The 26,599-nt window shown below is 53.7% G+C and carries 24 protein-coding genes; 9 read left to right on the top strand and 15 right to left on the bottom strand.

The window, feature by feature from the left end:
- Window positions 1-58 precede the first annotated feature (58 nt).
- The 4 genes from L1X57_RS08230 to L1X57_RS08215 form a co-directional block, all read right to left on the bottom strand.
- Window positions 59-337, bottom strand: coding sequence for a peptidylprolyl isomerase (locus tag L1X57_RS08230; protein WP_009722821.1), 279 nt, complete (start codon window positions 335-337; stop codon window positions 59-61).
- A gap of 280 nt (window positions 338-617) precedes the next feature.
- The gene (locus tag L1X57_RS08225) at window positions 618-1,682 is read right to left on the bottom strand and encodes a serine hydrolase (RefSeq protein WP_039868822.1); all 1,065 of its coding nucleotides are present in this window, start codon (window positions 1,680-1,682) and stop codon (window positions 618-620) included.
- 61 nt (window positions 1,683-1,743) lie between these two features.
- On the bottom strand, window positions 1,744-2,850 hold the full coding sequence (locus L1X57_RS08220; protein ID WP_009722823.1) for a heparan-alpha-glucosaminide N-acetyltransferase domain-containing protein: 1,107 nt from the start codon (window positions 2,848-2,850) through the stop codon (window positions 1,744-1,746).
- Window positions 2,851-3,019: 169 nt separating this feature from the next.
- Window positions 3,020-3,334, bottom strand: a complete 315-nt coding sequence (locus tag L1X57_RS08215) for a hypothetical protein (RefSeq protein ID WP_009722824.1) — start codon at window positions 3,332-3,334, stop codon at window positions 3,020-3,022.
- A 381-nt stretch (window positions 3,335-3,715) separates the two neighbouring features.
- Here L1X57_RS08215 and L1X57_RS08210 point away from each other — a divergent pair, with 381 nt between their 5' ends.
- Window positions 3,716-4,921 carry a CaiB/BaiF CoA transferase family protein gene (locus L1X57_RS08210; protein WP_009722825.1) on the top strand — a complete coding sequence of 402 codons (1,206 nt, stop codon included), beginning with the start codon at window positions 3,716-3,718 and terminating at the stop codon, window positions 4,919-4,921.
- A gap of 2 nt (window positions 4,922-4,923) precedes the next feature.
- Here L1X57_RS08210 and L1X57_RS08205 read toward each other — a convergent pair whose 3' ends face one another.
- The 4 genes from L1X57_RS08205 to speB form a co-directional block, all read right to left on the bottom strand.
- The gene (locus L1X57_RS08205; RefSeq protein ID WP_234668013.1) at window positions 4,924-6,384 is read right to left on the bottom strand and encodes an aldehyde dehydrogenase family protein; all 1,461 of its coding nucleotides are present in this window, start codon (window positions 6,382-6,384) and stop codon (window positions 4,924-4,926) included.
- A complete protein-coding gene (locus L1X57_RS08200; protein WP_009722827.1) occupies window positions 6,385-8,037 on the bottom strand; it encodes a 5-guanidino-2-oxopentanoate decarboxylase in 1,653 nt (550 codons plus the stop codon). It lies immediately after the preceding gene.
- 11 nt (window positions 8,038-8,048) lie between these two features.
- Window positions 8,049-9,431: a YjiH family protein gene (locus L1X57_RS08195; RefSeq protein WP_009722828.1), complete on the bottom strand. Its 1,383-nt coding sequence runs from the start codon at window positions 9,429-9,431 to the stop codon at window positions 8,049-8,051.
- 133 nt (window positions 9,432-9,564) lie between these two features.
- Window positions 9,565-10,515 carry an agmatinase gene (gene speB, locus L1X57_RS08190; protein WP_009722829.1) on the bottom strand — a complete coding sequence of 317 codons (951 nt, stop codon included), beginning with the start codon at window positions 10,513-10,515 and terminating at the stop codon, window positions 9,565-9,567.
- A 211-nt stretch (window positions 10,516-10,726) separates the two neighbouring features.
- Here speB and L1X57_RS08185 point away from each other — a divergent pair, with 211 nt between their 5' ends.
- From L1X57_RS08185 to L1X57_RS08165, 5 genes are all read left to right on the top strand, one after another.
- On the top strand, window positions 10,727-12,145 hold the full coding sequence (locus L1X57_RS08185; protein WP_009722830.1) for a sigma-54 interaction domain-containing protein: 1,419 nt from the start codon (window positions 10,727-10,729) through the stop codon (window positions 12,143-12,145).
- 98 nt (window positions 12,146-12,243) lie between these two features.
- Window positions 12,244-13,371, top strand: a complete 1,128-nt coding sequence (locus L1X57_RS08180; protein WP_009722831.1) for an ABC transporter ATP-binding protein — start codon at window positions 12,244-12,246, stop codon at window positions 13,369-13,371.
- A gap of 17 nt (window positions 13,372-13,388) precedes the next feature.
- Window positions 13,389-14,669: an ABC transporter substrate-binding protein gene (locus tag L1X57_RS08175; RefSeq protein ID WP_234668011.1), complete on the top strand. Its 1,281-nt coding sequence runs from the start codon at window positions 13,389-13,391 to the stop codon at window positions 14,667-14,669.
- Between the two features lie 77 nt (window positions 14,670-14,746).
- On the top strand, window positions 14,747-15,631 hold the full coding sequence (locus L1X57_RS08170; protein WP_009722833.1) for a carbohydrate ABC transporter permease: 885 nt from the start codon (window positions 14,747-14,749) through the stop codon (window positions 15,629-15,631).
- The gene (locus L1X57_RS08165; protein WP_009722834.1) at window positions 15,628-16,485 is read left to right on the top strand and encodes a carbohydrate ABC transporter permease; all 858 of its coding nucleotides are present in this window, start codon (window positions 15,628-15,630) and stop codon (window positions 16,483-16,485) included. Before L1X57_RS08170 ends, L1X57_RS08165 begins: the two co-directional genes overlap by 4 nt.
- 102 nt (window positions 16,486-16,587) lie before the next feature.
- Here L1X57_RS08165 and L1X57_RS08160 read toward each other — a convergent pair whose 3' ends face one another.
- From L1X57_RS08160 to mtnA, 6 genes are all read right to left on the bottom strand, one after another.
- Window positions 16,588-18,012: a glycosyltransferase family 2 protein gene (locus L1X57_RS08160; protein ID WP_009722835.1), complete on the bottom strand. Its 1,425-nt coding sequence runs from the start codon at window positions 18,010-18,012 to the stop codon at window positions 16,588-16,590.
- Window positions 18,012-19,145 (bottom strand): HEAT repeat domain-containing protein, encoded by a 1,134-nt coding sequence (locus L1X57_RS08155; protein ID WP_009722836.1) that lies wholly within the window; start codon window positions 19,143-19,145, stop codon window positions 18,012-18,014. The genes L1X57_RS08160 and L1X57_RS08155 overlap by 1 nt, the downstream gene beginning before the upstream one ends.
- Window positions 19,135-19,932: a YaiO family outer membrane beta-barrel protein gene (locus L1X57_RS08150; RefSeq protein WP_009722837.1), complete on the bottom strand. Its 798-nt coding sequence runs from the start codon at window positions 19,930-19,932 to the stop codon at window positions 19,135-19,137. Before L1X57_RS08150 ends, L1X57_RS08155 begins: the two co-directional genes overlap by 11 nt.
- Before the next feature lie 12 nt (window positions 19,933-19,944).
- Window positions 19,945-20,340 carry a response regulator gene (locus tag L1X57_RS08145; RefSeq protein ID WP_009722838.1) on the bottom strand — a complete coding sequence of 132 codons (396 nt, stop codon included), beginning with the start codon at window positions 20,338-20,340 and terminating at the stop codon, window positions 19,945-19,947.
- Between the two features lie 50 nt (window positions 20,341-20,390).
- A complete protein-coding gene (locus L1X57_RS08140) occupies window positions 20,391-21,788 on the bottom strand; it encodes a sensor histidine kinase (RefSeq protein WP_009722839.1) in 1,398 nt (465 codons plus the stop codon).
- A 143-nt stretch (window positions 21,789-21,931) separates the two neighbouring features.
- Complete coding sequence (gene mtnA, locus L1X57_RS08135; RefSeq protein WP_009722840.1) at window positions 21,932-22,960, bottom strand: S-methyl-5-thioribose-1-phosphate isomerase; 1,029 nt, start codon at window positions 22,958-22,960, stop codon at window positions 21,932-21,934.
- A gap of 75 nt (window positions 22,961-23,035) precedes the next feature.
- On the opposite strand from mtnA, the gene mtnB reads away from it, so the two are divergent.
- The 3 genes from mtnB to L1X57_RS08120 are packed head-to-tail and all read left to right on the top strand — an operon-like array spanning window position 23,036 to window position 24,893.
- A complete protein-coding gene (mtnB, locus tag L1X57_RS08130) occupies window positions 23,036-23,626 on the top strand; it encodes a methylthioribulose 1-phosphate dehydratase (protein WP_009722841.1) in 591 nt (196 codons plus the stop codon).
- Window positions 23,623-24,309: an acireductone synthase gene (gene mtnC, locus L1X57_RS08125; RefSeq protein ID WP_009722842.1), complete on the top strand. Its 687-nt coding sequence runs from the start codon at window positions 23,623-23,625 to the stop codon at window positions 24,307-24,309. The genes mtnB and mtnC overlap by 4 nt, the downstream gene beginning before the upstream one ends.
- Window positions 24,310-24,344: 35 nt before the next feature.
- On the top strand, window positions 24,345-24,893 hold the full coding sequence (locus L1X57_RS08120) for a 1,2-dihydroxy-3-keto-5-methylthiopentene dioxygenase (protein ID WP_009722843.1): 549 nt from the start codon (window positions 24,345-24,347) through the stop codon (window positions 24,891-24,893).
- A 367-nt stretch (window positions 24,894-25,260) separates the two neighbouring features.
- Here the strand turns inward: L1X57_RS08120 and mtnK are convergent, their stop codons facing one another.
- Window positions 25,261-26,523 (bottom strand): S-methyl-5-thioribose kinase, encoded by a 1,263-nt coding sequence (gene mtnK / locus L1X57_RS08115; RefSeq protein WP_009722844.1) that lies wholly within the window; start codon window positions 26,521-26,523, stop codon window positions 25,261-25,263.
- Between the last annotated feature and the right edge of the window lie 76 nt (window positions 26,524-26,599).

Here is a 26,599-nt window from a genome sequence, read left to right as displayed (position 1 = left end):
GGCGTGCTCCTCACACCGCGACAGCATTGCCGCGGTGCTTGACGGATGTTCGGCGCCATTAACTGCGGCTGGTGATTTCCAACAGGTGGTAGCCAAACTGGGTTTTGACCGGGCCGTGTACCTTGTTCAGGTCACCGCTGAAAACGACTTTGTCGAATTCCGGTACCATTTGGCCGGGGCCAAAGCTACCCAGATCACCGCCTTGACGGCCAGAAGGGCAGCTAGAGTGCTGCTTAGCCACTTCTGCGAAATCACGACCGTTTTCGATCTCTTGTTTCAGTGTGTTGCACTGCTCTTCACTGCTTACCAAAATATGACGGGCGCTGGCGCGTGCCATAACAAACTCCTAAGTAATAAAAAAAGAACCTACATAACCTGTTGCTGTTTCATTTTGCCATAACCGTCATCGCGGGTGCGCTTCGCTTACCACGCGCTACAAAACCTATGGCACCTACCGTAGCGCGGTGTAACGAATCTCGCGAGGTACGAGCGAATGAGGCACCCGCGTCGTTAGCCACCAAGCGCTACAACTTTCCAACGGCAGGCCGTGAAACATCAACAGAGCATTGGCTCAGTTTATCATGCTGGTACGGCGTTAGGTGCTAGCGTTAGCTGGATTAAAGGTCAGCTAACGCACCACTAAAACGTAGCGCATCACCAACACTTGCCAAGGCGCGTTCGTGGGCGCTTACCGGAAGCGGGCCTCGGCTACAGGCGACAATTACCCACGGCCCCTGCGCTGAAGAAATACGCGAGGCAATACCTGCATCGCAACTGCGACGGTGCTGGGTACCGGTTTTATGGGCAAAATGGATGTCACTGCCCAACCCTTGTTTCAAGCGGCGCTCGCCAGAGGAGGTGCGGCTCATTACCGCCAGCAGCATTTGGCGTTGTTCCGCCTTTAAGTCCGTCATGCCCCCATGGTGAAGCGAGGCCAGCACATCCCCGTAGGCACGCAGCGTGCCTACGTTCTCACCCGTGGCTTCATAGGCATCAAAGGCGCGGTCGTAGTCAGGTTGTTCGAAGGCATCTTGGCGCACGCTAAGGGCGTGGGCTAGCGCTACCGGCCGCTGGCTAACACCATGCTTGCGCAGTGCCATAAAATCTAAACCACCTAAGCCTTGAGCATCTGCATGAAGCTGGCCATAAACGCCTTGGCGAACTCCAACGAGCTTGCTAATCGGCCCTATATCGCCGGGCCTTCCACCGCTCGCTGTCACCATGGCCTTTGCTCGTTCATTCACTGCCTCAAGCCCTACACGGTCAATCAGCATATCTGAGGCGGTGTTATCGCTAACGGTGATCATCTGTTCCAACAAATAACGAATAGAAATAGGCGTGCCTGGATCATGCCAGTTTACCGGGCCTGCGCCATCCACATAGTCACTTCGCGCCAGGGTAATCCGCTCATCAAGCGATAGCCTGCCAGCTTGGCGTTCGGCCAACACCTGAGCAGCCACCGGCACTTTTATCAGCGATGCCAAATACCACGGTTCATCAGCTTGCCAGGAATAGGCTTCACCACTAGCCAAATTCTGCACATACACGCCCAACTGTCCGCTAAACTCCTCTTCAATGGCGGCCATGCGGGCATTTAAATCGCCCTGCCAGCGGCTCTGTTTATCGACTTCATAGTACCAATCTGCATGAACGGGCAGTGCTATTAAAAGCGCTACTACCATCAGCCCGCGCTGTATCCAGTGTCGCAAATCGTGAACTCCCGTCAGTTTAATCGCGCTTATTTTAACGATGAGCCGCCATCCAGCGGGTCAACCAAATCCACAGCGCGGCACCGAGTATTAATAAGCCACCAACGCCAAGCGCCTGCGGATAGCTGTAGGATCCTTCACCTTCCAATAAAAAACGCAATACCAGAAAAATCATCACGATATGGAAAATAAAGGCTTTGAGCGCATCACTGCCAACGAGGGTGATCGGCAACAGTACTTTCGCAGCGGCTGCTCCACCCGCTAAGGCAAGCCCAAGCAGCACCAACGCGCCACCCACGCTAAACAGCATAAAGTTTATCCCTGGCGGGTGTTTTCCCACATTACGAGCCACCGCCATCATCGCACCATGAACATCGCCCCCGGCGATGGCTATGCCATAAAAGGCAGCTACCATCAGCACCCCCGCCACTACCAGCCAACGAATTAAGCGGCGGCGTAAAGTGGCATCGAAATAGCAACGTAACAGCGCTTCGCCGATCAATAATCCAGACAATATTAGCGGGGCGCGGCTAAGCTGCCCCCAGGCATAGTGCTCTTCATGGTCTACCAGAAACGCTTTTAAGAGCTCGTAGCCCCCAAAGGAAAAGCCTTGTAACCACGCTGAAAGCGCCGTTAACCCTGCAATGGTCGCCAAACGCCCCCACAGTGGCGTTCGCGCCCACAGCGGCAATATTAACGGCACCCATAGCAAGGCAATGGCATAAAAACCTAGAATCTCTACCCAGATAGCAAATCGCCCGTAGAGCAGCGTATCAACGATATCGCCAGGCGAACTAAAGGGGAGCATTTCTATAATAATCAGTGCTTTATACCAAAACCAAACCTCAATGGCCCTTACCCACAGCTTTAACCGCCGCTTGGGCCAATCGTCACCTTGCGTGTGAGACAAGAAGGCCACCGCCAACGCGATGCCAAATACTAAAATAAACAGCGAGGACGAGAATTTAGTCAACAAGTGGATAGGCACCATGCCCCAGTCGGGTACATGACGTATGCCAACTAAACCGCTAACGGCATGGCTGATAATCATCAGCCCAATGGCGATACCGCGAGCGAGATCAATCGCCTCAATACGGCCTTGCGCTTTAGGAAGCTGTGGTACCTCCTTCCAATTCAACACGTCGGCAACGTCCTTGTGGCTGATAGTAATAATAGGACTCTAACCATAGCCTATTCACTCCCTGCGCCCTACTTAACATCTTTTAACGCAAAAATGCCCCGCAACTGGCGGGGCATTTCATGGTTCATCCGTGAACCGGAATAGAAGTTAATCCTTTAGCAGTCATGGATTACCAACCGGAGTCATCTTCCTCTTCAGTTTCCCATGTGTCTTGCTCTTCTTCTTCCTCTTCATAAGTGAATTCTTGCTCTTCCTCTTCGTACTCGGTCGTTACACCTTCATTAGTAGCGCCTTCAGTGGTGGCACCTTGCTCTTGATCAGAGTCGAAAGAGTTGTAAGCGCCTTGCTCATCCTGAGTCGTTTCTTCCTGCGGAGCAGGCTCGTAATCATCGTTGCCTTCCATGCCGGCAAAGGCCAGCGGGCTAGCGATTAAACCAAACGATACGCCTAAAATGCCAAGTTTCTTGAGAGCTTCCTTTTTCATAGTCATGCCTCCTGATATGGCTTCGCTTTCACTTCAGTTTTCGGTAATCAAAAAATTCGATAGCTTGAAAACGTTGGTTAGTGGCAAGAACGTCGTGTCTTCCTAACACTGCGCTCTTGCCCAACACATTGCAGCCGCCATACCAGGAAATGCCAAAAAAATAAAAAACACTATAAATACAATTACTTGAATAAAAATCGTGCATGCCAATCTAATGCCGCAGCGATCTTTAATTAGTGATTTATTGTTTATCAATGACACATGAGCCCCGCTGCAGCATGACAGCAAGGCCATAAACTTGCTTTCAACTACTAGACAATATCGGCCATGCGCCTTAAACGTAATGAACATAATATTAACGACACGACCAGGAGGGCCTTAATGCATGCTCCCGAAGCGCGCCAGCTTCCTTTAAAAGGCGTGAAAGTTCTTGAACTTGGCCAGCTCATTGCAGGCCCTTTTGCGACCAAGCTACTAGGTGAGTTTGGCGCCGATGTGATTAAAGTTGAGCCGCCTGGCACCGGCGACCCCCTTCGCAAATGGCGAATGCTTGAGGAAGGCACCTCGCTTTGGTGGCACGTACAGAGCCGCAACAAGCGATCCGTGGCGCTGGACTTGCGCAGTGAAGAGGGCCAAGCGCTGGTGCGCAAGCTCGCTGCCGAGGCTGATGTGGTGGTGGAAAACTTCCGCCCAGGCACATTAGATAACTGGGGGCTAGGCTGGGAGGCGCTATCAAAACTCAACCCAAAGCTGATCATGGTGCATATTTCCGGCTACGGACAAACGGGGCCTTACCGTGACAAGCCCGGCTTTGGTGTGGTGGGCGAAGCCATGGGAGGGCTGCGTTATCTCACCGGCCAGCCAGGAGAGCCCTCTGTGCGCGTGGGTGTGAGCATTGGTGATTCGCTTTCCGCGCTTTACGCTGTCATTGGTACCTTGCTGGCACTGCAAGAACGCAATCGCAGCGGCCTGGGGCAAGAAATCGACGTGGCGCTGTATGAATCAGTATTTGCCATGATGGAGAGCTTGCTGCCGGAATTCGATGCCAGCGGCCAAGTGCGCGAACCTAGCGGCAGTGCTCTCCCCGGCATTACGCCGTCTAACGCCTACCGCTGCCAGGGCGGCGATTACGTACTCATTGCCGGTAACGGCGACAGCATTTTCAAACGTTTGATGGGCGTCATTGGCCGTGATGATCTGGCCAACGACCCCACGCTGGCCCACAACGATGGCCGTAGCCAGCAGGCTGAAAAGATCGACGCTGCTATACAAGCGTGGTCTGAAGAGCGCCCAAAAGAGGCGATTCTTAAAGCGCTGGATGAGGCACGCGTGCCAGCAGGCTATCCGTACACCGCTGAAGATATTGCCTTTGACCCCCATTACTTGGCGCGGGAAATGATTCAGACCTTCACCCGCCCCAACGGAAAACCCTTAAAAGTCCCTGGAGTACTGCCCAAACTGAGCGCTACGCCAGGGCGACTCGGCGATGGCGGCCCTGCGCTTGGCCAGCATACCGATGACGTGCTGGATGAGCTGGGTATTGACCAAGAAACCCGTGCCAAGCTGCGTCAAGCGGGCATTATTTAGAGCTATTTAGGCCCAATCACATGCTTCACTTCCAGGTAGGCACTTAGCCCCCAGGGGCCGAGTTCACGCCCAATGCCGCTGCGCTTGAAGCCGCCCCAGGCGGTTTCAGGCAGCACCAGCTGCTCACTGTTGTACCAAATGCTACCGGCTTTTAGCTGGCGACCAATGCGCTTTGCCCGCTCAGGGTCACCGCTAATCACCGTCGCAGCTAATCCATAAGCGCTATCGTTGGCGAGTTTAATCGCCTCTTCTTCGCTGGTAATGCTGCGTGCGCAGAGCACTGGGCCGAAAATCTCCTCTTGCCACAAGCGGCTTTCCAGCGGAACATCGCGGTAAAGCGTCGGCGCTAAAAAGTAGCCCTGCGTGGGTAACGTGCGATGGGTAATATCGCGCACTGCCGTTAGGCCTTCTTGTTCTGCCAAGTCTAAATAGCGCTGTACCGCATCGCGCTGCTTAGCGCTGGTCAACGGCCCTAAGTCGGTACCTTCGGCGAGTGGGTCACCTAAGGTTAGCGCATCCATCCGCTCAGCTAGGGCGAGATAGAGTGCTTCTGCCACGCTTTCATGCACCAGTAAACGCGAAGTCGCTGAACAGATTTGCCCGGCATTGAAGTAGATACCCGCCATTACCCAGTCGGCGGCTTGAGATGGGTCGGCGTCTTCCATTACCAGGATCGGCGATTTTCCACCTAGCTCTAGGGAGACACTGGCAGTGCGAACGGCAGCAGCTTGCATGACGGCTTCGCCGACTCGGTTACTGCCCGTAAAAGAGATTTTATCTACACCTGGGTGATTGGTTAGCGGTGCGCCAATGCCCTCGCCATCGCCGTTAAGCAGGTTCAGTACACCGGCTGGCAGACCAATTTCCAGGGCAATTTCTGCCAGTGCCAACTCGGGGAGCGGCGTCACCTCTGACGGTTTGAGCACTGCGGTACAGCCTGCCGCCAACGCGGGCGCCAGTTTCCAGGCGCTTGTCACCAGCGGGAAGTTCCAGGGCGCAATCAGCCCAACGACACCCACCGGGTCATGATACGTACGTGCCTCAACGCCCTCCATTTCCACACTAATCAACTCGCCTTGGCGGGCATCCAGTGCTTTGGCCTGCTTAGCGTAATAGCGATAACAGGCAATCGCATCGTCCAGGTCTATGCCTGCTTCAGCTAGCGGTTTGCCGTTATTAGTGGCTGACAGAGTGATTAGCGCTTCTCGGCGAGCCTCCAACGCATCGGCAAAACTATCTAGGTACTTTGCACGCGCAGCTCCACCCAGCGCTTGCCAAGCAGGTTGTGCTTGCTGAGCGGCTTTAACGGCAGCGTCGACATCTGCCGCGTCCCCCGCCGTGACCTGAGCAATGCGCTCTTCGCGATAAGGGTTCATCACATCGAGCATGCGCGTGCCTGCTGAGGCAACCCATTGATTGCTGATGAACTGCTGATTGATAAATTGCTGGTTGATTAACGGCATCTACGTATCCTGGTCAGAAATTCTGCACGCACGCTGCCAAGCAGCCGCGCCTATTTCAATGAGTAACGGGCCATTTGAAACGCGCTTAGCGAGTGAGTTTGCAAGCTCCTCAGGGCTTTCAACCCGCACGCTTGGGCAACCAAACCCTTCGGCCAAAGTAAGAAAGTTGGGGGCTTGAATATCCACGCCCAAACGCGCCACACCGTTGGCATCCATATAGCGGCGAATTTCTTCATAGCCTGCGTTGTGCCACAGCACAATCACCACCGGCAGGCGTTCCTCCACCGCGGTAGCAAGCTCAGAAAGGGTGAACATCACCCCGCCATCACCAACAAGCGCCACCACGGGTAGATCAGCGCGAGCTAACTGCGCACCTAACGCTGCTGGCAGTCCATAGCCCAAAGTGCCGTAGCCAGTAGAAGCATTGAAGTAGCGTCTTGGCGCTGGCTGGCTGACTAGGTGGTTGCCCGCATACACCGGCGCGGTGGAGTCGCCTACTAAAATCGCCTCGGGCAAGTAGTCTGCTAGGGTTTTATAAAGCGGTACAAAGTCGCTAAAAGCCGGATCGTTAACCAGATTCAGTGCGCCCAACGTCGTGGTAGTTCGTTCACTACCTTGGCGCTGCAAGGGGTCGGGGAAATGAGCGAGTAAAAGTTCTAGGCTACGCCCGGCATCGCCAACTAACCCTAGCGTTACACGCTGGTTGCGCACCAATTGTTCGGGGTCGAGATCAATACGAATCAGCGTGCCATTAAGGTGAAAACCACCGTCAAACACGACGTCGTAGTCGGTCTCGCCGAGTTCGGTGCCCACCGCCAAAATCACATCGGCATTGGCCGCCAGTTCGCGCACCGCTGGCAGCGCGGCATTCGCGCCCAAATCCAGCGGGTGTTCGCGGCCTAGTAGCCCTTTAGCGTTGATGGTCGTCACCGTGGGGGCATCAAGCTTCTCCACCAATGCCCGAGCAGCGACTGGCGCTGCCACGCAGCCCCCTCCCAGAAGCACCAACGGCTGTTTGGCCGCTTTTAATAAACGAGCCGCTTCAGCAAGCCCCTGCGGGTCAGGCGCTGCTCGGTAAAGCGTTGGCGCTTGCCAACTGGTCGGCACCTTCACCGGCGCATTGAACAGGTCAATCGGAATTTCAATATGCACTGGGCCTGGGCGCGCACCATTGAAGATCGCAAAGGCGCGGGCCAGCACATCTGGTAGCGTATTGGCATCCAATAGCGTATGGCTAAACCGCGCTACGCCGCTAATCATCTGCTGTTGGCTGGGCAGCTCATGCAGCCGACCTTGGCCTAGCCCCAACGTATCTCGACGACTCACACTAGAGATCACCAGCATGGGGATAGAGTCTGCTAATGCTTGGCCCATGGCAGTGGCAATATTGGTCATCCCTGGGCCAGTGATAATCAGGCATACCCCAGGCTGGCCGCTAGCGCGGGCATAGCCGTCAGCCATAAACCCTGCGCCCTGCTCATGGCGCGGGGTTATATGCTTCACGTCGCTGCCTTCCAGCCCACGGTAAAGCTCTACCGTGTGCACGCCTGGAATGCCAAACAGAGTTCGAACCCCATAGGTTTCGCGCAGCAGGCGGATCAACAGCTCGGCACAGGTCATGGTTGAGTGATTGCGCGTTGCGTCAGCGTTCATAACAGGCCCTCTCAGAAGAAAAATGTGTGGGCCATAAAGGCAATAATCGGCAGTGTAATCGCGGTACGCAGTAAGAAAACCACTGCCAGTTCCCAAAACTTGATGGGAATTTTCGATTTGAGTAGCAGCGCACCGATTTCAGACATGTACACAAGCTGCGTCATGGAGAGACAGGCAATGACAAAACGGGTCAGCTCACTTTCAATATTCGTCGCTAGCACCGCTGGCAAGAACATATCGGCAAACCCGACCAGCGTGGCAGGGGCCGCCGCTTGTGCTTCAGGGATACGCAGCAATTCAAGCACCGGCACCATTGGGTAAGAGAGCCAGGTAAACAGCGGAGTAAACTCGGCTAAGATCAGCGCGACAGTGCCGATCGCAAACACCAGCGGCAGCAGTGTCAGGAAGATATCAATCACGTTGAGTAGCGCTATGCGTCCCAACTCGCGCGGCCCCGGCGCACTGCCTGCTCGACGAGTGGCCTGTAAAAGGCTGTAGCGAAACAGTCCCACTTTTTCAGTGCGCTCTTCGCTAAGCTGGCATCCGACGGGCTCATAGTAGTCATCAGATTTGCGCGAAAGTGGCGGAATCCGCGACACGATGACCGCAGCGATCAAACCAGACACCACTACCGTGAAGTAGAACTGCACGAAGAGATGGTTAATATCAACAAAGTTAGTAACCAATAGACTGAAAGCAATGGAGGCAACAGAGAAGTTGGTCGCAATGACTGACGCTTCACGGCCGTTGTAGTAACCCTGTTCGTACTGCTGGGCGGTGATCAAAACCCCCACGGTGCCCGACCCCATCCACGAGGCGGTGGCATCGATAGCGCTGCGTCCCGGTAGGTTAAAAATCACCCGAAACGGTTTACGCACCATGGTGCCGATAAACTCCATAAAGCCGAACTCGACCAGAAACGGTAGCAGAATCGCCGCAAAGAAGAAGAACGTTAGCAGTACCGGGGCCAAATCATTCAACATGACGCCACCGGTAAACGAGGCGGTGACGAACTCAGGGCCGAATTGAAAAAAGGTCATGAGGACAAAAATCGCACCTAATATGCGCATGACAACCCAAATAGCGCTTACATCAAACATATCGTGAAAGGGGCCATTTTTTGCCCAATCAGGTTTGGCAAGCTTGGCGTATAGTGTTACCACCACCGAAAGACAAAGAATGACTACCGCAATGGCGGGTAGTGCTGCCCCCAATAGCGTTTGCAAGCCGTCCGCCATCAGGCCCATGCCAATGTTAATGGAGTCGCCTACTTGAAAAGGCACTAGAAACAGCAGCACCCCGATCAACGATGGAATAAGAAACTTCAATAAATGCGCGCGGGGGATCTCCGCCGGAGACGTCGGTTCTTCCGACTTTACTTGAGAGTAAGACATACGTTTCACCTATTGGAAGTGATTATTAGAGGTGGGTTGGCGGCATCCTGGCAGGCAATAAGCAGCCTGCCATTTCTTTGTTCATTAGCGCCTTGTCAGGTAAGCGCTTTTATTTGTTCTATTTCAGGACTGGTTAATCACCGTGCTTCACGCCCGGCAGCACGCAGAGCATTTCGTACAGCAGTGTGGCGCCCATTAATGCGGTGTTACCGCTAGGGTCGTAAGGAGGCGACACTTCTACCAGATCACAGCCGACAATGTTTAACCCTGCCGCACCGCGCACAATTTCCAGCCCTTGCGCTGAGGTCAGCCCGCCCATCTCAACCGTTCCCGTTCCTGGCGCAACGGAAGGGTCCAAGCCATCGATATCGAAGCTGATATAGACAGGCACATCGCCCATCTGCTCGCGCACTTCTTCCATCAAGGGGGCAAGCGAGCGATACCAGCACTCTTCAGCGGGAACGACGCGGAAACCCTGGCCTCGGCACCAATCAAAATCCTCGGCTGCGTAACCGGTACCACGAAGGCCGATTTGAACCACTTTGCCGTGGGCTAACAGGCCTTCTTCCTGGGCACGGCGAAACGGCGTGCCATGGGCAATCGGCTCACCGAACATGTGCTCGTTTACATCGGCATGGGCATCAATATGGATCAGCCCCACTGGCCCATGTTTTTTGGCAATGGCACGTAAAATGGGCAGTGTCAGGGTGTGTTCGCCACCCAGCGTTAACGGAATGCAGTCGTGCTTAAGCACGTCATCATAAAAGGCCGTGATGATGTCAACGCTTTTGGGCAGATGAAACGTGTTGATGGGCACGTCACCTATATCGGCCACTTGTAAACTTTCAAACGGCGCGGCGCGGGTCGCCATGTTATAGGGTCGAAGCATGCGAGATTCATCACGAATCTGACGTGGGCCAAGACGCGTACCAGGTCGATTAGACGTACCAATATCCATTGGAATACCGATAAAAGCAGCATCTAAGCCAGCTGCGCTTTCTTGGGTGGGTAAACGCATCATAGTGGCAGGCCCACCAAAGCGCGGCATGATATTGCCACCGAGCGGCTGGTTAAAATCAGACATACAGATCTCCTTGGCGTTGTTTATGTTGTAGCGCTGTATTGCGTACTAATAGCGAAATACATTGCACAGAACATGCCAAGTCTCTGAACGCCCTGATAATAGGGCTTCCAGCCATCACCGATGCAATAATGCATCAAAATGACGTACACTTAAGTCAAATATGCATCGTTGATGCAAAAATGAATCAGAGATTATTCAAGAGACAATCGCTGTGAGTGAAATCGATAAGTGCGTGCTAAAAACCATTGTGGAAACCGCCAACGACCACTTCTTTATCGTCAGCGGCGAAGGTCGAGTGCTTGATATTAGTCCTGGCGCTGAGGCTGTTTATGGCGCGCCCCGGGAAGAGTTGCTAGGCAGTAGCGTTTACCAGCTTCAGCAAGCAGGCATCTTGAAGCCATCCATCACCTTAGAAGTGATGCGCACCCACCAACCAGCACAACTTATGCAGGTAACAGGCACCGGACGCCGTGTTATTGCTGACGCTTACCCCGTCTTTGTTAATGGAAAATTGGAACGTGTTATTAGCCGTTCCAGAGACTTAACCGATTTACAGTTACTACAAGACGAATATGCACTACTCCAGAAGCGCTTTAGTGAGCATTTAAAGCGCAGCCAAGCAGCCCCCGATGCAGAAGAGCAAGCGCTGGACGATGCGTTGGATAACCTGCAGGCAAGAAGCCACGTTATGCGTGAAGTCGCCTTGCTTCTCAAGCGGGTCGCCCCCTCGGACGCCAATGTATTGATGCTAGGGGAGTCAGGCGTGGGGAAAACCGCGTTTGCCAAGCAGCTTCACCGCTGGAGCCAGCGTCAGGACCACCCCTTTATTGAGGTTAACTGTGCGGCCATTCCCGAAAACTTATTTGAGTCTGAGATGTTTGGCTATCAACCAGGCGCGTTTAGCGGCGCTGCCCGTCAAGGAAAAGCAGGCTTATTAGAGCAGGCGGAAGGCGGCACACTGTTTCTCGATGAAATCGGTGAGCTTCCGCTATTAATGCAAACCAAACTGCTAAAAGTCATCCAGGACGGGAGCCTTACCCGGTTAGGTGATACACGACCGCGCAAAGTGGACTTTCGCTTAGTTGTCGCCACGAATCAGAATCTAGCTAAACAAGTAGAAGCGGGCCTATTTCGCCTGGATCTTTACTACCGTCTCAACGTCATACCGGTCACGCTTCCTCCTTTACGCGACCGCCGAGAGGATATTCCTGATCTCGTGGAAGCCTGTTTGAAGCGCCTTAACCAACGCTATGGGCGACAAAAAATCCTGGGCAACCAAGTATGGTCAACCTTAATGGGAAGCGACTGGCCAGGTAACGTCCGCGAGCTTGAAAACTGGCTAGAAAGAGCTTGGTTATCCAGCCCAACGGATCAAATTGAAGCACCTAGCCCTCACCCCTTTACGGAGCAGCCCCCTGCTAATCTAGCGCAAACTTCAACCTCTTCGTTAGTCGCCGCCTTAGCACCAGAGGAAACCCTAAAGCAGTACCTCGCCAGGCTGGAGCGCGACACACTGGAAGCGCTGAGCAAAACGCTACCCAGCACGTATGCCATCGCTGAACGGCTGGGTATCAGCCAATCCAGCGTGGTGCGCAGGCTGCAGCGTTATGGCATTAAAATCACTGTCTAACGCTTAGGCTGACATATCCTCGCCACATAAGCGTCACACAACCGAAACACCTTCATCGCACTCTGAAACATCGTTGTTTATTGCTGGTGAAGGGGTTTATGAGCCAATCGCGTATCCGCCTGGAGCGCGTCTCCAAATGTTGGGGCGCGACAACCGCTGTCGATGACATCTCGTTTGATGTCACGCCTGGGCAGTTCGTTATTTTGCTGGGGCCATCTGGCTGCGGCAAATCTACCACGCTGCGTATGGTGGCGGGTTTGGAAGGGGCCAGTAGCGGGAAAATCCATATTGGCGAGCGCGATGTCACCCTTCTTCCCCCCGGCGACCGCGGGCTGAGCATGGTGTTTCAGTCCTATGCGCTGTTCCCGCACTTGAGCGTTGCCGACAATATCGTTTTTGGCCTACGCAGCCGCAACGTACCCAAAGCCGAACAGCGCCAACGGTTAGCCCACGTCGCTGAACTGGTTGATCTTACTGACTACTTAAACCGCAAGCCTGCCCAGCTTTCCGGCGGCCAGCGCCAGCGGGTGGCGTTGGCCCGCGCGATTATTTCTGAACACCCGATCTGCTTGATGGATGAGCCACTTTCCAACCTGGATGCACGGCTGCGAAGTGATATGCGTCGGGAAATTAAAGCGCTGCAAAGCCGCTTAAACATGACGGTGATTTACGTTACTCACGACCAAGTGGAGGCCATGAGCATGGGCGATCGTGTGATTTTGATGCAGCAAGGAAAAATCGTTCAAGACGGCACACCTGACGAGCTCTATAACCGCCCGGCCAGTGCCTTCGCCGCTAGTTTCATTGGTAGCCCCGCCATGAATCTCCTGCCACTGGTAGCAGGTGAAAAGGGAGCCGTTATAGAAGGCGAACCAACGACGCCGGTCGCTCCTTTAGAAGCCGCGGGCGGGCAACTGGGTGTGCGCCCAGAAGATATCGAGCTACGCCCCGAATCTGAACCCGGCGTTCCCGCAATGGTGTTGAGCGAAGAGTACCTAGGCGCGGACACCATTGCTCATGTGGTAGTGGGCGCACATACCTTACGCGTTCGAATTAGCGGCAAACACTCTGTACCCAACTCGACCTGCCGTCTGTACTGGCCAGCAGAAAGCGCTCACTTTTTCGATCCTCACGGTACACGGCGAGACGACCTCATGATGGGCGCGCTTACGCCAACATACCGAACCGTTCCTCGTCCACCCGCGGTGGGCTCTTTCCAGCACTGACACTCGTGGAGCCGTTTATGCGTTTACGTATTCCTTTCGCTATGACTACCCTGGCAGCTGGCCTATTAAGTGTTGCTCACGCTAATGCGAATAGCGTTGACCTCACTATGTACTACCCCGTTTCGGTGGGCGGTGCGCTAACCGACGTGGTGGATAATTTAGTAGCTGAGTTTGAAAGCGAGCATCCGGATATCAACGTAGCTGCGATTTATGCTGGCAACTACGATGACACCCGCGTGCGGGCAATGTCTGCCATCGAAGCAGGCGATACACCGCAACTATCGGTGCTGTTTTCTATCGACCTATACGAGTTAATTGAGCAAAACGCCATTGTCGCCTTCGACGACCTGGTCGAAACCGATGAAGAGCGTGAGTGGCTCGATAGCTTCTACCCAGGCCTGATGGAAAACGGCCAGTTGGATGGCAAAACTTACGGCATCCCCTTCCAACGCTCGACCATTGTGCTGTTCTGGAACAAAGACGTCTTTGAAGCGGCAGGTCTTGACCCCGAAACGCCCCCTGAAAACTGGCAAGAGATGGCCGACATGGCCGCTACCGTGCGCGAAACCTCTAATGGTGAGCAGTGGGGTGTGATGGTTCCTTCTACCGGCTACCCCTACTGGATGTTCCAGGCATTCGCTTTTCAAAATGGCCACCGGCTAATGAGCGAAGATGGCACCGAAGTCTACTTCGATGACCCCGCAGCGGTTGAAGCGCTGGAGTATTGGGTATCGCTAGCCACCGAGCACAATGCCATGCCTGACGGCACCATTGAGTGGGGCACCCTACGCCAGAACTTTCTCGAACAGTCTACCGCGATGATGTGGCACACCACCGGCAACCTAACCGCTGTGCGGAGTGACGCAACGTTTGATTTTGGCGTCGCCATGCTGCCGATGAAAACCCAGCGCGGCAGTCCTACTGGCGGTGGCAACTTCTACATTTTTGAAGATACGACGGAAGAAGAGCAACGCGCGGCGATGACCTTTATTCGCTGGATGACCGACCCTGAGCGCGCCGCTGCTTGGTCAATTGAGACCGGCTATATGGGCGTTAGCCCCGCCGCCTACGAAACCGACGCGCTGCAAGACTATGTGGAAGAGTTCCCACCTGCCGCGGTCGCCCGCGACCAGCTTGAACACGGCACGGCAGAGCTTTCCACTTACCAGGGTGGCCGCATTCGCCGCGCCTTGGATAACGCCGTGCAAGCGGCGCTGACCGGTCAAATGACACCACGAGAAGCGCTTAACCAAGCGCAGCAAGAGGCCGATAGCGTGCTGCGTCGCTACGCCCGCTAAGGCTCTTCGTTCAAAGGTAATTTATAGACCTGTTCGCCGGGGTTCGCTCCGGCGCTTCCAACGTGCGGTATTCAATTATGTCCTTCACCGACCACCGCAAAATGCAGCTTTACGGCGCCCTGTTGCTGTTGCCTGCCGCCATACTGTTAGCCACCTTTGCTTACCTTCCAACCATCGCCACTGTGGTCAACAGCTTGTTTTTACCCGGCTTTCGCGGTGCGCCTACGCAATTTGTAGGGCTAGAAAACTACCACGTGTTGTTTGCAGACCCGACGTTTTGGAAGGTAGCCCGTAACAACCTGATCTATGCGCTAGGTACGATTCCTACGTCTATCGCTCTGGCCTTGGCGATGGCGCTGTTTGTAAATGGCAAATTGCGCGGGCGTGGCTTTGTGCGGATGGCTTATTTTACCCCTACTATTTTGCCAATGATCGCAGCCGCCAATATCTGGATGTTCTTCTACGCGCCGCAGATCGGCCTGTTTAACAAGTTGCTCGGCGCGCTAGGATTTTCCGGCGTGAACTGGCTTGGCGATCCAAGCGTGGCGCTTGGCTCTGTGATTGTGATGTCGATATGGAAGGAAGCCGGCTTTTTCATGATTTTTTATCTGGCAGCGCTGCAGGGGATTCCGCCAGAACTGAAGGAGGCTTCTGAGCTTGAGGGCACCAGTCGCTGGAGCTTCTTCAGGCGGGTGACCTTCCCACTGCTGATGCCCACCACGCTATTTGTGCTGATCAACGCGCTAATTAATGCAGTACGGGTCGTCGATCACCTGTTCATTTTGACCAAGGGCGGTCCGAACAACGCCACTAACCTGCTGCTTTATTACGTTTATGAGAACGCGTTCTCCTTCTTTGACCGCACCATGGCGGCCACCATCACCGTGGTCATTTTGCTAGTGCTTGCGGTGGTGGCCACGCTGAAGTTCACGGTTCTCGATCGCAGGACACACTACCAATGAGCTCAACCTCATCACTGCCTTCAAAAACATACTCGCCACGCGCGCGCTTTTTTTCAGTGCCATCGCTTGAAACCATTGCTGCTTGGCTGCTGGCGCTTATCTGGATTTTTCCGCTGCTGTACGCATTTTGGGCAGCGTTCCACCCCAGCGAATTTATGGTCAGTTTTACGCTGTTTGCGCCATTAACACTGGAGAACTTCGCTGTCGCCTGGGGGCAAGCCCCCTTTGCTCGCTATTATCTAAACACCTTTATGCTGGTAACGGGGGTGGTACTCGCCCAGTTCATTGTGTGCACCTTGGCGGCGTTTGCCTTTGCGCGCTTTCCAATTCCTGGCAAGAACATACTGTTTATGCTGGTGCTTATTCAGCTCTTCGTATTTCCCGAAGTACTGATTGTCGAAAACTACCGCATCGCTAGCGAGCTGGGGCTGATCAACACTATCACCGGTATTGGCCTGCCCTACGTAGCCAGTGCCTTCGGCATTTTTTTGCTGCGCCAAACCTTTAAGACGATTCCCCGAGAACTAGAAGATGCAGCCCGCATTGAAGGCTGCAACTGGCTCGAAATTCTTTGGAAAGTATATGTTCCCCTGGCCAAGCCCACTTATCTTGCTTACGGGTTGGTCTCCATCAGCCACCACTGGAACAATTTCCTGTGGCCACTGGTTGTGACCAATTCAGTAGAAAGCCGCCCATTAACCGTCGGCTTAGGGGTCTTCTCTGCCCCGGAAACCGGCGTAAACTGGGCCACGGTGAGTGCCGCCACGCTATTAAGTATCGCCCCACTGCTAATCGCCTTCCTGCTCTTTCAGCGTCAATTCGTGCAGTCGTTTTTAAGGGCAGGGATTCGCTAGATATTTTAGTCGCAAAGCCCGCAAAACAGGTGTATCAAACTAGGACTTATCGGTAAACCCTGCGGGAGTCGCGACTGACTACCGCTGATTTTCAGATAGCATTTAATGTTTTCCCCATTCGCCACTCCGCTTCATAGCCCCCCACTGATGCTTACGACGTGAAAACCATTGCCATAAACCACGACAGCGCCAGAGAGTATTTAATTGTCGATAACCAAAGTTCTCTATCACTGCCACAAGAAATAGCCGCCACATATCCCCCCGTTTTGCGTATACGCGAAACGATAGCGTTTCCAGTAACAACCCATTAACCGACAGCAGGATGCCCATACCAATGGCAACCAACATAAAGACGGTCAACGCTACAGGAGAAATAACCCCCAAACTGAAACCGACCAACATAAACAGGTAGCCACCTAGTTCAATTAATGGCCCCAGCCACTCAAACAATGCCATAAATGGCCATGCCAGCCTTCCCGGCGCTCCACCTCGACGACTCACCGCCATTTTGGCATGACGCGATAGACTTTCGGCCAGCCCACGCTGCCAACGACTACGCTGCTTGCCTAACGTGGCAATATCTTCGGGCGCTTCTGTCCAGCAAATAGGGTCTGGCAAATATTGGATACGATACGGAAGGTTCTTTTCACGGTGATAGCGGTGCAACCGCACCACTAGCTCCATATCTTCCCCTACAGTGGTAGTGCTATAGCCACCGATATCAATCACTCGCTCACGATTAAATAGGCCAAATGCTCCTGAAATAATCAACACCGCATTCATCGGCGTCCAGCCTAAACGGCCTAATAAGAACGCGCGCAAATACTCAACAATTTGAAAACGTGCTAGCAAATTGCGAGGAAGTCCTGCCTCAAGCAAATACCCCCCTTGAACTTTGGAGCCATTGGCAATACGCACCGTACCACCAGCCGCTATCGTGCGCTCATCCTCTAAAAAAGGTTGAACAACCCGTAACAGGCTATCTCGCTGCAAAATGGAATCGGCATCTACTGCGCAAAAAAGCTCGTGCCTAGCCGCGTTAATCCCAGCATTTAAAGCGTCTGCCTTACCCCCATTCGCTTTATCAATCACTTTTAGATGGCTATAGCGACGCGAGCGATAAACACCTAACACTTCTTTATGGGAAACACTGAGGCGCAGTGGTTCAGGATACTCCTCTAGATCAAAGGCTTCTTTCAGTTCTGCCAGGGTGTTGTCCTTTGAACCATCGTTAATAACCACAATTTCAAACTCAGGATACTGAAGCTGCATCAGCGATAGAAGCGACGTGCGAATGGTAGCCTCTTCGTTAAACGCTGGCACCAGAATGGATACAGCTGGCTCCACACCAAGGTATGGCACTGTTTCACCAAGCTCAGCACGCTGGCGCATATAGCGACGGAGGCTAATCATGGACAATACATTCAGAGCTAAGTAACCGCCATTCAGCAGTACAAAGTAACTAATAAATCCAACTTGTAACCACCAAATCCAATCAAATCCGAGCACTGCTTGCCAGCTTTCCATCACTGCTTCTCCGTCATCGCGCGACGCAACGCATCACGGCCATAACGATCCTGTAGCCCTTCGTATAGGGCGCTAAGATGGTGAGCCTCGATACCCGGAAGCGCAACTAAAGCGTCAGCCGCCGCTTGACGCACCCACCAATTAGAATCACTTAACACACGAATAAATTGCGCCTCATCATCACTGTTTGCCTGGCGCTTGAACGCAACAACAGCTTCAGCCCGCACCTGTGGCAGCGGGTGGTCGAGCGCATTTATTAACAACTCCCGGTCTTGCCGATCATGCAACTCTGCCAAACAACGTAACGACGCACACACGGCATCGCACTGCTCTTTACTCATTTCCACAGAGACAGGCGTTTGGTGAAGGCAACGCCTAGCCCATCCTGCTGCTTTAGCCGGTAACACCCACTCAAGCAACGCCACAATTCGCATGGGAGAGCCTTGCTGCAACGCCGTAAGAAGCGGCGGCCCTGCTGCTGTCCGTCCCGCCTGCTTACAGAGCGACTTAAAGCGGAGATACGCCCAATCTCGTCGTTGCATATAAAAAGGAACTAAAAACTGCATGGCACGGGCTGGGTTCATCGCAACCAGCACCTGCGCGGCCGCCAAGCTTTCTATCGCGTTTGATGACATTACCAGCGGCGCTACAGACACCCAATGACGCTCTTCACCTACATAGCGTAAGCAGGTAAGTGCTAAAAGCCGCCGGTGTACTTTTCTACTGCCTAGAAGAGCTACTACATAGTCATCCATCACTAAGTGGTTAAAAAACGCATTTAACTTTTCTTTCGTGCTGCCTCGTAGCTGGCGCTGCAAACTCACCCACATCAGCAGTAGCCAAAGGCGCTCTTCCTGGCGTTTCTGAGTTAATGGCGGCAACTTCTCATACTCGCCAATACTCCAAGCAGTGAGCACTGGGCGCCATAGCTGCGTAAAGGCAGCTCGCCTTCGCTCGCGCCTAGTAGCTAACTCAGAGAGCACCAGTACATTTAACATCATTAACAGCGTAACCGAGGCAAGCGCCATAACGCTGTAAACGGCTATCCTAAGAACAGGATCACCTAGCATAACGGTGAGCTCTTGAAGGGCCGCTAACAATAGGTCAACTAACGTTTGTAGTTCAGAAAGCACGGCGTACGCCCACCTGAACACCATAGCGGTTATAAATATCCCCCTGGCTGAGCCAGCCGAGATCCCAGGCAATGGCCCAGTTCGCATCTAGCCAATGCCTGCCACGCACTCCTAGTCCTGAAACGGAACTAGTTAATACATTGCCATTCGGCAGCCCCTCTTCCTCACGCCCGGCGTTGGCACGAAGGCCAATAAAGCTTGTGTCGTTATAGTAGCGTTCAAGTGCCACTGCGTGCCCAACTGGCGTACTTGCCCCCTCAACATCACTAATGTTCAAGGTATAAGCGCCACGCCAACTTCCCCAATAGCGCTCAACCCCTAGTGCTAAACGGTCAACCTGGGAGTCCTCATATTGCGTACGGCGTATACTAGCGTTACCCAACCATCCATCAGGAAATAAGCGCTGTATGCGAAGGTCAGCGTACCAGTTAGGCAGAAAATCAGCGTCAAACGATCTACCTACTTCTGGCTGTACAAACCAGTTCTGTCCTATTGGTACAGCAGTACCTGCTTCAATGCCTTCATCCCAACTTCCATAACGACGCTCCCGCAGCACAGTGCCATACCACGTTACCCCCTCAGCAGTGTGATGCTGGGCATCAAAGCGCTGGGCCTGCCAGGAGGAGAATCCGCTGTCTAGGTGCTCATAACGCTGCGATACTTCAATTTCAGTCCGGCCTTCATCGGCCGTCACAAAGGGGGCAATACCCAAGGCTAGGACCATTAGTACTAGATGCCGCTTGCTTGCCGCATTTCCTTTACCATTAGCACGATCAACGTGAACCATCAGTTTTCCCCTTTAACGTTTACGCAAAAAACGGCGTAAGCGCGCCAATAGCTCATCTGGTTGGAACGGCTTAGTGACATAGTCGTCCGCTCCCAACTCCAGCGCACGGACAATGTCCGCTTCCCGTGCCTTGGCGGTTAGCATTAATACGGGCACATCCTCCCACGCAGGTAACGCACGCAATCGAGCAAGCACTTCTAAACCATCATGGTAAGGGAGCATAATATCTAGCAGAACAAGATCGGGCACTTGGCTATTGTTCGTCCCAATGGCAATTCGTTCTAGCGCTTGCTTGCCATCCTCGGCATGCTCTACTTGGTAGCCGTTCCGCTCCAATATAAAGCGCAATAGAAAAGCGATATCCTCTTCATCCTCGACCATTAAAATGGTGGCAGTCGCTGATGGCATAAACATTCCTTACATTAGTTATGTCATATTATTAATTATTGATGCGTAAACTAAGTATTGCTAATTATAGGTAACCGAAACCAAAAACAGCTTCCTTTGGACGGCTCTGAGTCAAAACCAATGGTTCCTCTCATCTCCTCTACAAGGGCCTTAGTAATTGCCAATCCTAGCCCAGTCCCCCCTGTACGTCGCCGATCTGAGCCATCTGCCTGGGCAAAACGATCAAATACGCGGGGCTGAAATTGCAGCGGAATGCCATTACCATTATCGCTAACGCTTACTTCAAACCAACGGCTATCCACTCGCCTTGCATTAACTTGCACATCCCCACCTTGAGGAGAGTGTTTGCACGCATTTGAAATCAGGTTAGCCATTACCTGGGCAAACCGCTCTGGATCTACTTCAACGAGATCACTATCCTCGATTGGCTCTGCCAACGCGTTGCTAAAAGGAGGGGTTAACACCGAGGAGCCAAAAATCAAGGAAACGCCAAAATTGGCTGCATAAGGCTGATTAATAGCCACAGCCAGTTCTACTAATGACTTAAGTGACACTAACTGCCATTGAAAGGTCAGCTGTCCGCTTTCAAGCTTTTCGATATCTAAGATATCATCAATTAAACGCTTTAAGCGCTGACCATTACTGTTCGCCACGGCGACCAAACGCTGCGCATCATTATTTAGCGAACCATCAATACCACTATGCAACATATCTAAGGCGCCCAAAATCACGGTTAGTGGCGTACGTAACTCATGGCTCACTGTAGAAACGAATGTCTGTTGCATCGTCATGATTCGCTGGCGATGACGCCACTGACTGATAATAGACATACTAGTAATCATTAAAAGCAGCGCCACAAAGGCAGCTCCAGCCCCCCACAGCCATCGCGATTGGTGAGCTTGGCGGGTAGCCTTCTGGGTCTGTGTATTTAAGTACTCGCGCTCGCGCTGCTCAAGGACATTGAGATGGCCACGCAGATGATCCATCGTCTGTCTACCGCCTGCCGCTAACAACCTCAATGCTGCTGCCTCCATACCATCACTTTCTCGCACAGCAATGTTATCCTCAGCAATCTGAATACGACGAGCCACTAAAACATCGAAACTTTCCAAGCGCCCAATATTTATCTCAGTCAATGCCGTTAACTGCATCAATCGGTTGAGCTTATCTTCTATCTTTGCTCGAGCTTGCTGGTAAGGCAGCAAATAGGCAGGCTGACCAGTAATTACATAGCCACGCTCACCCGTCTCTAGGTCTAGTAACGTTGTTTGGAACGCTTGGATCAGAGTGATGGTTTCAAGGTGTTTATGAACAGCAGCATTGGACGTTAAAAGCGCTTCTTGTACACGCACGCCCTGCCACCCCAACGCTATTAAAATAAAAGCCGCCAATATCAGAGCAAGCAACTGAAAGCGGCGTAGTAATAGGTGGGCAATATGCTTTGTCAATGTAACTCCAGAGAAAGACTATTTAATCAATGGGAACCCTCATATTTATAGCAGTACCATTCTTTATTATCACTGACTAACACCGCCCTTTTTGAGCTCAGACAATTGGGGCGCCACTTCGCCTGTAATGACAGGGATGGCGATTATCTTTCTCCCCGCCCTTGGCAGTGTTCGCCACGCGCTATCGCGGCGGCATCGAAGATGCCGGTGTCCAGTACCCAGGCGGTGACAAGCGTAGCGGGTGTCACGTCAAAGGCAGGGTTCCACACGGGGGCATTTTCGGGAGCCCAGACGACATCACCAAAAGCGCCGGAAGCACCACGGATTTCTGCCGCATCGCGCTGTTCAATCGGAATATCACTGCCGGATGCGCAGGCAGGATCCACCGTGGTGTAAGGCGCAACCACGTAAAACGGCACGTTATGGTAGTGGGCGGCAACGGCGAGCATGTAGGTGCCCACTTTGTTGGCGAAGTCGCCGTTGGCGCAAATTCTGTCGGCACCGACCATGACTTTATCGACTTTCCCTGCGGCCATCAGGCTGGCAGCCATGCTGTCAGCAATCAGTTGGTAGGGAATATCTAGGTCAGCCATTTCCCAAGCGGTTAAACGGCCACCCTGGAGCAGCGGACGTGTTTCATCCACATACACATGCAGCGCCACACCGCGTTGCTTGGCGATTGCCAACGCGCCAATGGCGGTGCCAACGCCTGCGGTAGCAAGCGCCCCGGTATTACAGTGGGTCAGGACGCGGTCACCTGATTGCAAAAGGTCAGCTCCCCGCTCGGCCATACGCTGACAAAGCGCGCGGTCTTCTGCAAACAATTCAGCGGCACGCTCAGCCAAGGCGGCAACCCCTTGCTCAAAGCAGGCTTCCATGGCATCCAGGCAGTACATCAGGTTCACCGCGGTGGGACGCGTGGCACGTAAGCGATCACTGACAGACTGCCAATCACCGTTTGGATGGCGCGCGGCAGTCTGCGCCAGCACAAAGGCAGCGCTCAAGCCAATCAGCGGCGCGCCACGAATCGCCAGGTTTTTAACCGCACTCTGCCACGCGTCGGGCGTGTCGCAACGCTGCCACTGCTCAGCCTGGGGCAACCGAGTTTGATCCAAGTACTCAAGGTTATCGGCATAGACCCGTAAACTGCGTGATTGAAGAAGTGGGGGCATCGTTGGGCTCCTTAATATCAGGCGCGAAGCTTATCATATAGAATGACGGCCATTAGAAGAGGCGACGCAGACCCTATGATGACGCTACAAACTGAATTGCTGAATGCCATTTCATGGGCGGCGCAGCAAGGCTGGACGCCAGCCACCGGCGGTAACTTTTCCGCCCGTACCGAGTCAGGCTATTGGGTCACCGCTTCCGGGCGCGATAAGACTCGTATTCAAGCCGAAGACCTGCTGCTGTGCGACCTGGATGGCCGGGTGCTATCAGGCGATGGTAAGCCGAGCGCGGAAAGTGATCTTCACGCTGCGCTTTATCGGCTAGACCCGACCATCAACTGCGTGCTGCACACCCATACGTTAGCCAGCACTGTGCTGTCACGGCGCTTTCCAAACGGCATTGAGCTAAGTGGCTTTGAAATGCAAAAAGCCTTAGCGGGCAACGTGACTCATGATGCCTCGGTTCTTTTACCTGTGGTACCAAATTCCCAAGATATGGACGAGCTAGCGGAGCATGTACGCCTCGGCTGGCCGATGCCCTGGGGCTTTTTGGTGGCGGGGCACGGTATTTATGCCGTGGGCGATAGCATCGCTAGTTGCCGTCGGCACTTGGAAGCCATTGAATTTTTACTGTCCTGTGTACTTGAAGAGAGCCGGTGGTCTAAATGAATAACCCAGCTGTTCGCGCCGTTGTAACCGATATCGAAGGCACCACCACGGATATTAACTTTGTGCATAAGGTGCTGTTTCCCTACGCCCAGGCCAAGCTGCCCGACTTTCTACGCGCGAATGCAGACACACCTGCGGTTGCCGAGCAAATTAGCGCCGTGCGCAGTGAAATGGGTGACCCTGATGCCACGCTGGATGCTGTCATTGCGCAGTTGCTGCATTGGATCGAGACCGACCAAAAAGCCACGCCGCTGAAAGCACTGCAAGGCATGGTGTGGGCGGACGGCTATCAGCGTGGCGATTTTAAAGGCCACCTGTATAGCGACGTCGCCCCGGCGCTGCGCCAGTGGCAGCAGGCAGGCAAGGCGCTGTACGTCTACTCATCAGGTTCCGTGCAGGCGCAGAAGCTGCTGTTTGGCTACAGCGATGAAGGCGACTTAACCCCCCTGTTTAGCGGCTACTTCGACACTCATATTGGCCATAAGCGCGAAGCCACGGCCTACCAGCGAATTATCGCTGAGCTTGACCTACCGCCGGAAGCGGTGCTGTTCTTGTCGGACGTGGTCGAAGAGTTGGACGCCGCCAAGCAGGCGGGCATGCAAACCCTGCAGTTAGTTCGCGAAGGCACCCAGGCGGGCAACACCCACGCGTGCGTTACCCGCTTTGATGAAATTGCCCTTTAGCCTTTATGGCCCATCACCTTTAAGGAGAGCCTACGATGTCGCAACTGAAAGTATTTGCTGATCAGAACCCTAACGATGCCCTGCTAGACATCACTGACGGCGAGCAGATAACTGCTGAGCTGAACAAGGTGGGTGTGCTGTTTGAGCGCTGGGCAACGCTGGGCGAGATCGCCGACGATGCCACCCAGGAAGACATTTTGGCGCTCTACCAAGACGATATCGACCGGGTGAAAGCCATGGGCGGCTACCAAACCGTTGATGTGCTGCACATGGTGCCCACACACCCAGACAAAGACGCCATGCGCCAGAAGTTCTTAAACGAGCACCGCCATCACGAAGACGAAGTGCGCTTCTTCGTTAAAGGCCAGGGGCTTTTCTGCCTGCATATTGAAGACAAGGTGTATCAGGTACTGTGTACCCGCAATGACCTGATCAGCGTACCCGCGAACACGCCCCATTGGTTTGATATGGGCCCAGCGCCAGAATTCACTGCGCTGCGCTTCTTCGATAACGTTGAAGGCTGGGTGCCTCACTGGACAGAGAGCGATATCGCCGGGAAATTTGATCGCTTGGATCAGCTTTGATTAGTGAATAGTAAATCGTAAGTAGTGAATCGTGGGAGGCAGTTGTAGCGCGGCGTAAGCGTCAGCGCACCCGCGGAAGCAGCGCGCTAGCGGTGCCGAAGGTGGCACCGAGGCCGGATCAGGCGCGGAGGCATTATCCAGGCGGCTGGCGCCGCCGTCGCGGGTGCCTCATACGCTCGTCCCTCGCGAGATTCGTTACACTGCGCTACTGGGCTTAACAATAGTTGAGTTGGGCTCATTATGTAGCGCGGCGTAAGCGTCAGCGCACCCGCGAAGCAACGCGCCAGCGTTACCGAGGTTGGCACCGAGGCGGGATCAGCCACAGTGCCATTATCGAGAAGCCCATTATATCGAGAGGGGTAAGAGTTTATAACACCTCTTGCTGGTTATACGCCCTGGCTAAATCCGCCAGCGCGGTAAGGTCACTATAGGCTTCTGGCTCCATAATTAACGCTTGGCCCATCAGCACATTGCGTGCCTCCAGCTTGGCGCGAAGGGCAGTATCTTCAATCTCTTCAAAGTCAGCATTGTGAGCCAGCGATAAAACGCGACGATGCATTTCAATGCCGCAGTAAGCCAGCGCATCCAAACGAATCTCTTCCAGCAATGCATCACAGGCGTCATCGGCGCTGTTACCCTGGGCTTCAAACAGCGCTTTCGGAAACAGTATACCGGTGCGCTCGGTTTGCCACAGGTGGCGGAACTCAGCATCAAAGCGGGTAAAGCACGCCTCTATCACCTCAAGAATCCACGCTTGGTACGGCTCAAGTTCATCGGCTTGGCGATGGGCGGGCTGACTGAAGTAGGCCATCAAGAAGTTGGCGACGGCCATTCCTAGGTCAAAAGCCATAGGGCCATACTGGGAAAACTCGGGATCAATCACCCGCACATCGGACTCGGTGGCCATAATTGACCCAGAGTGCAAATCACCGTGCAGCATGGTTTCGGTATTCGCGGTGAACTTCATCAACAACCGCTGCACCTTGGCTTTTAAGCGCGTATTACGACGCAGCTCATCCACTACCGGCGAAAGCTCCGGCGTATGGCGGTTCATTTCGGCGCCGTAATAGGGGTCGGTAAATACCAGTGATTCCGTTATCGCAGGGATCGCAACGTTGCCTGAAAACAGTCCCACGTCGACTTTTTTCTCAGGGCTGCTTAAGGAGAGTTCCGAGCCACGAAACGCCATCCGAGCGCAGAACTCACCGATGGTTTCGCCAAGCTGAGCAACCCGCTCACCGCTGATCAGCTTGCGGCGCAGAATCGTGTGGGGGTATAGATACTCCATGACGATCAGCGCTTGGGGCTTGTCGAAATAAAACACTTCTGGCGCTATGCCCGGCGCACGTTGAGCCTGACGCACTAAGGCGTAATATTCAAAGTGGGCACGGTAAAGCGGCAGCGGCCAGCTCTCGCCTACCATACGAACATAAGGCAGCGCTTGTTTTACCACCACGCTTCCTGCACTTCCCGATACAATGAATACCAGGTTGAGATTGCCATCCCCCACTTCGCGAATCTGCCACTGCCCAGGGTTGCCGCCCACTCGGCTTGCCACTTCCTCTACATCACCTAGCCGCTGTGCCAATGTATCGACATTCAATGCCTGATAGGGCTGCTCGTGTGCCACTATTTGATTCCTCACGAAAAATGATGCTTGTTTGTCATACCCCAGCAGGGTTGTCAAATGGGCGGCTTCTTAGCCG

Source organism: Halomonas sp. TD01 (assembly GCF_923868895.1).
Classification (GTDB): Bacteria; Pseudomonadota; Gammaproteobacteria; order Pseudomonadales; family Halomonadaceae; genus Vreelandella.
The sequence above is the reverse complement of the archived record's forward strand: the minus strand, read 5'-3'. Positions and strand labels throughout refer to the sequence as shown.

Bases quoted from the DNA above. Each gene is read 5' to 3' on its own strand.
- L1X57_RS08230 (WP_009722821.1), bottom strand. From the start codon at position 337: ATGGCACGCGCCAGCGCCCGTCATATTTTGGTAAGCAGTGAAGAGCAG.
- L1X57_RS08225 (WP_039868822.1), bottom strand. From the start codon at position 1,682: ATGGTAGTAGCGCTTTTAATAGCACTGCCCGTTCATGCAGATTGGTAC.
- L1X57_RS08215 (WP_009722824.1), bottom strand. From the start codon at position 3,334: ATGAAAAAGGAAGCTCTCAAGAAACTTGGCATTTTAGGCGTATCGTTT.
- L1X57_RS08210 (WP_009722825.1), top strand. From the start codon at position 3,716: ATGCATGCTCCCGAAGCGCGCCAGCTTCCTTTAAAAGGCGTGAAAGTT.
- L1X57_RS08205 (WP_234668013.1), bottom strand. From the start codon at position 6,384: ATGCCGTTAATCAACCAGCAATTTATCAATCAGCAGTTCATCAGCAAT.
- L1X57_RS08200 (WP_009722827.1), bottom strand. From the start codon at position 8,037: ATGAACGCTGACGCAACGCGCAATCACTCAACCATGACCTGTGCCGAG.
- L1X57_RS08195 (WP_009722828.1), bottom strand. From the start codon at position 9,431: ATGTCTTACTCTCAAGTAAAGTCGGAAGAACCGACGTCTCCGGCGGAG.
- speB (WP_009722829.1), bottom strand. From the start codon at position 10,515: ATGTCTGATTTTAACCAGCCGCTCGGTGGCAATATCATGCCGCGCTTT.
- L1X57_RS08180 (WP_009722831.1), top strand. From the start codon at position 12,244: ATGAGCCAATCGCGTATCCGCCTGGAGCGCGTCTCCAAATGTTGGGGC.
- L1X57_RS08175 (WP_234668011.1), top strand. From the start codon at position 13,389: ATGCGTTTACGTATTCCTTTCGCTATGACTACCCTGGCAGCTGGCCTA.
- L1X57_RS08170 (WP_009722833.1), top strand. From the start codon at position 14,747: ATGTCCTTCACCGACCACCGCAAAATGCAGCTTTACGGCGCCCTGTTG.
- L1X57_RS08165 (WP_009722834.1), top strand. From the start codon at position 15,628: ATGAGCTCAACCTCATCACTGCCTTCAAAAACATACTCGCCACGCGCG.
- L1X57_RS08160 (WP_009722835.1), bottom strand. From the start codon at position 18,012: ATGGAAAGCTGGCAAGCAGTGCTCGGATTTGATTGGATTTGGTGGTTA.
- L1X57_RS08150 (WP_009722837.1), bottom strand. From the start codon at position 19,932: ATGGTTCACGTTGATCGTGCTAATGGTAAAGGAAATGCGGCAAGCAAG.
- L1X57_RS08145 (WP_009722838.1), bottom strand. From the start codon at position 20,340: ATGCCATCAGCGACTGCCACCATTTTAATGGTCGAGGATGAAGAGGAT.
- mtnA (WP_009722840.1), bottom strand. From the start codon at position 22,960: ATGCCCCCACTTCTTCAATCACGCAGTTTACGGGTCTATGCCGATAAC.
- mtnB (WP_009722841.1), top strand. From the start codon at position 23,036: ATGATGACGCTACAAACTGAATTGCTGAATGCCATTTCATGGGCGGCG.
- mtnC (WP_009722842.1), top strand. From the start codon at position 23,623: ATGAATAACCCAGCTGTTCGCGCCGTTGTAACCGATATCGAAGGCACC.
- L1X57_RS08120 (WP_009722843.1), top strand. From the start codon at position 24,345: ATGTCGCAACTGAAAGTATTTGCTGATCAGAACCCTAACGATGCCCTG.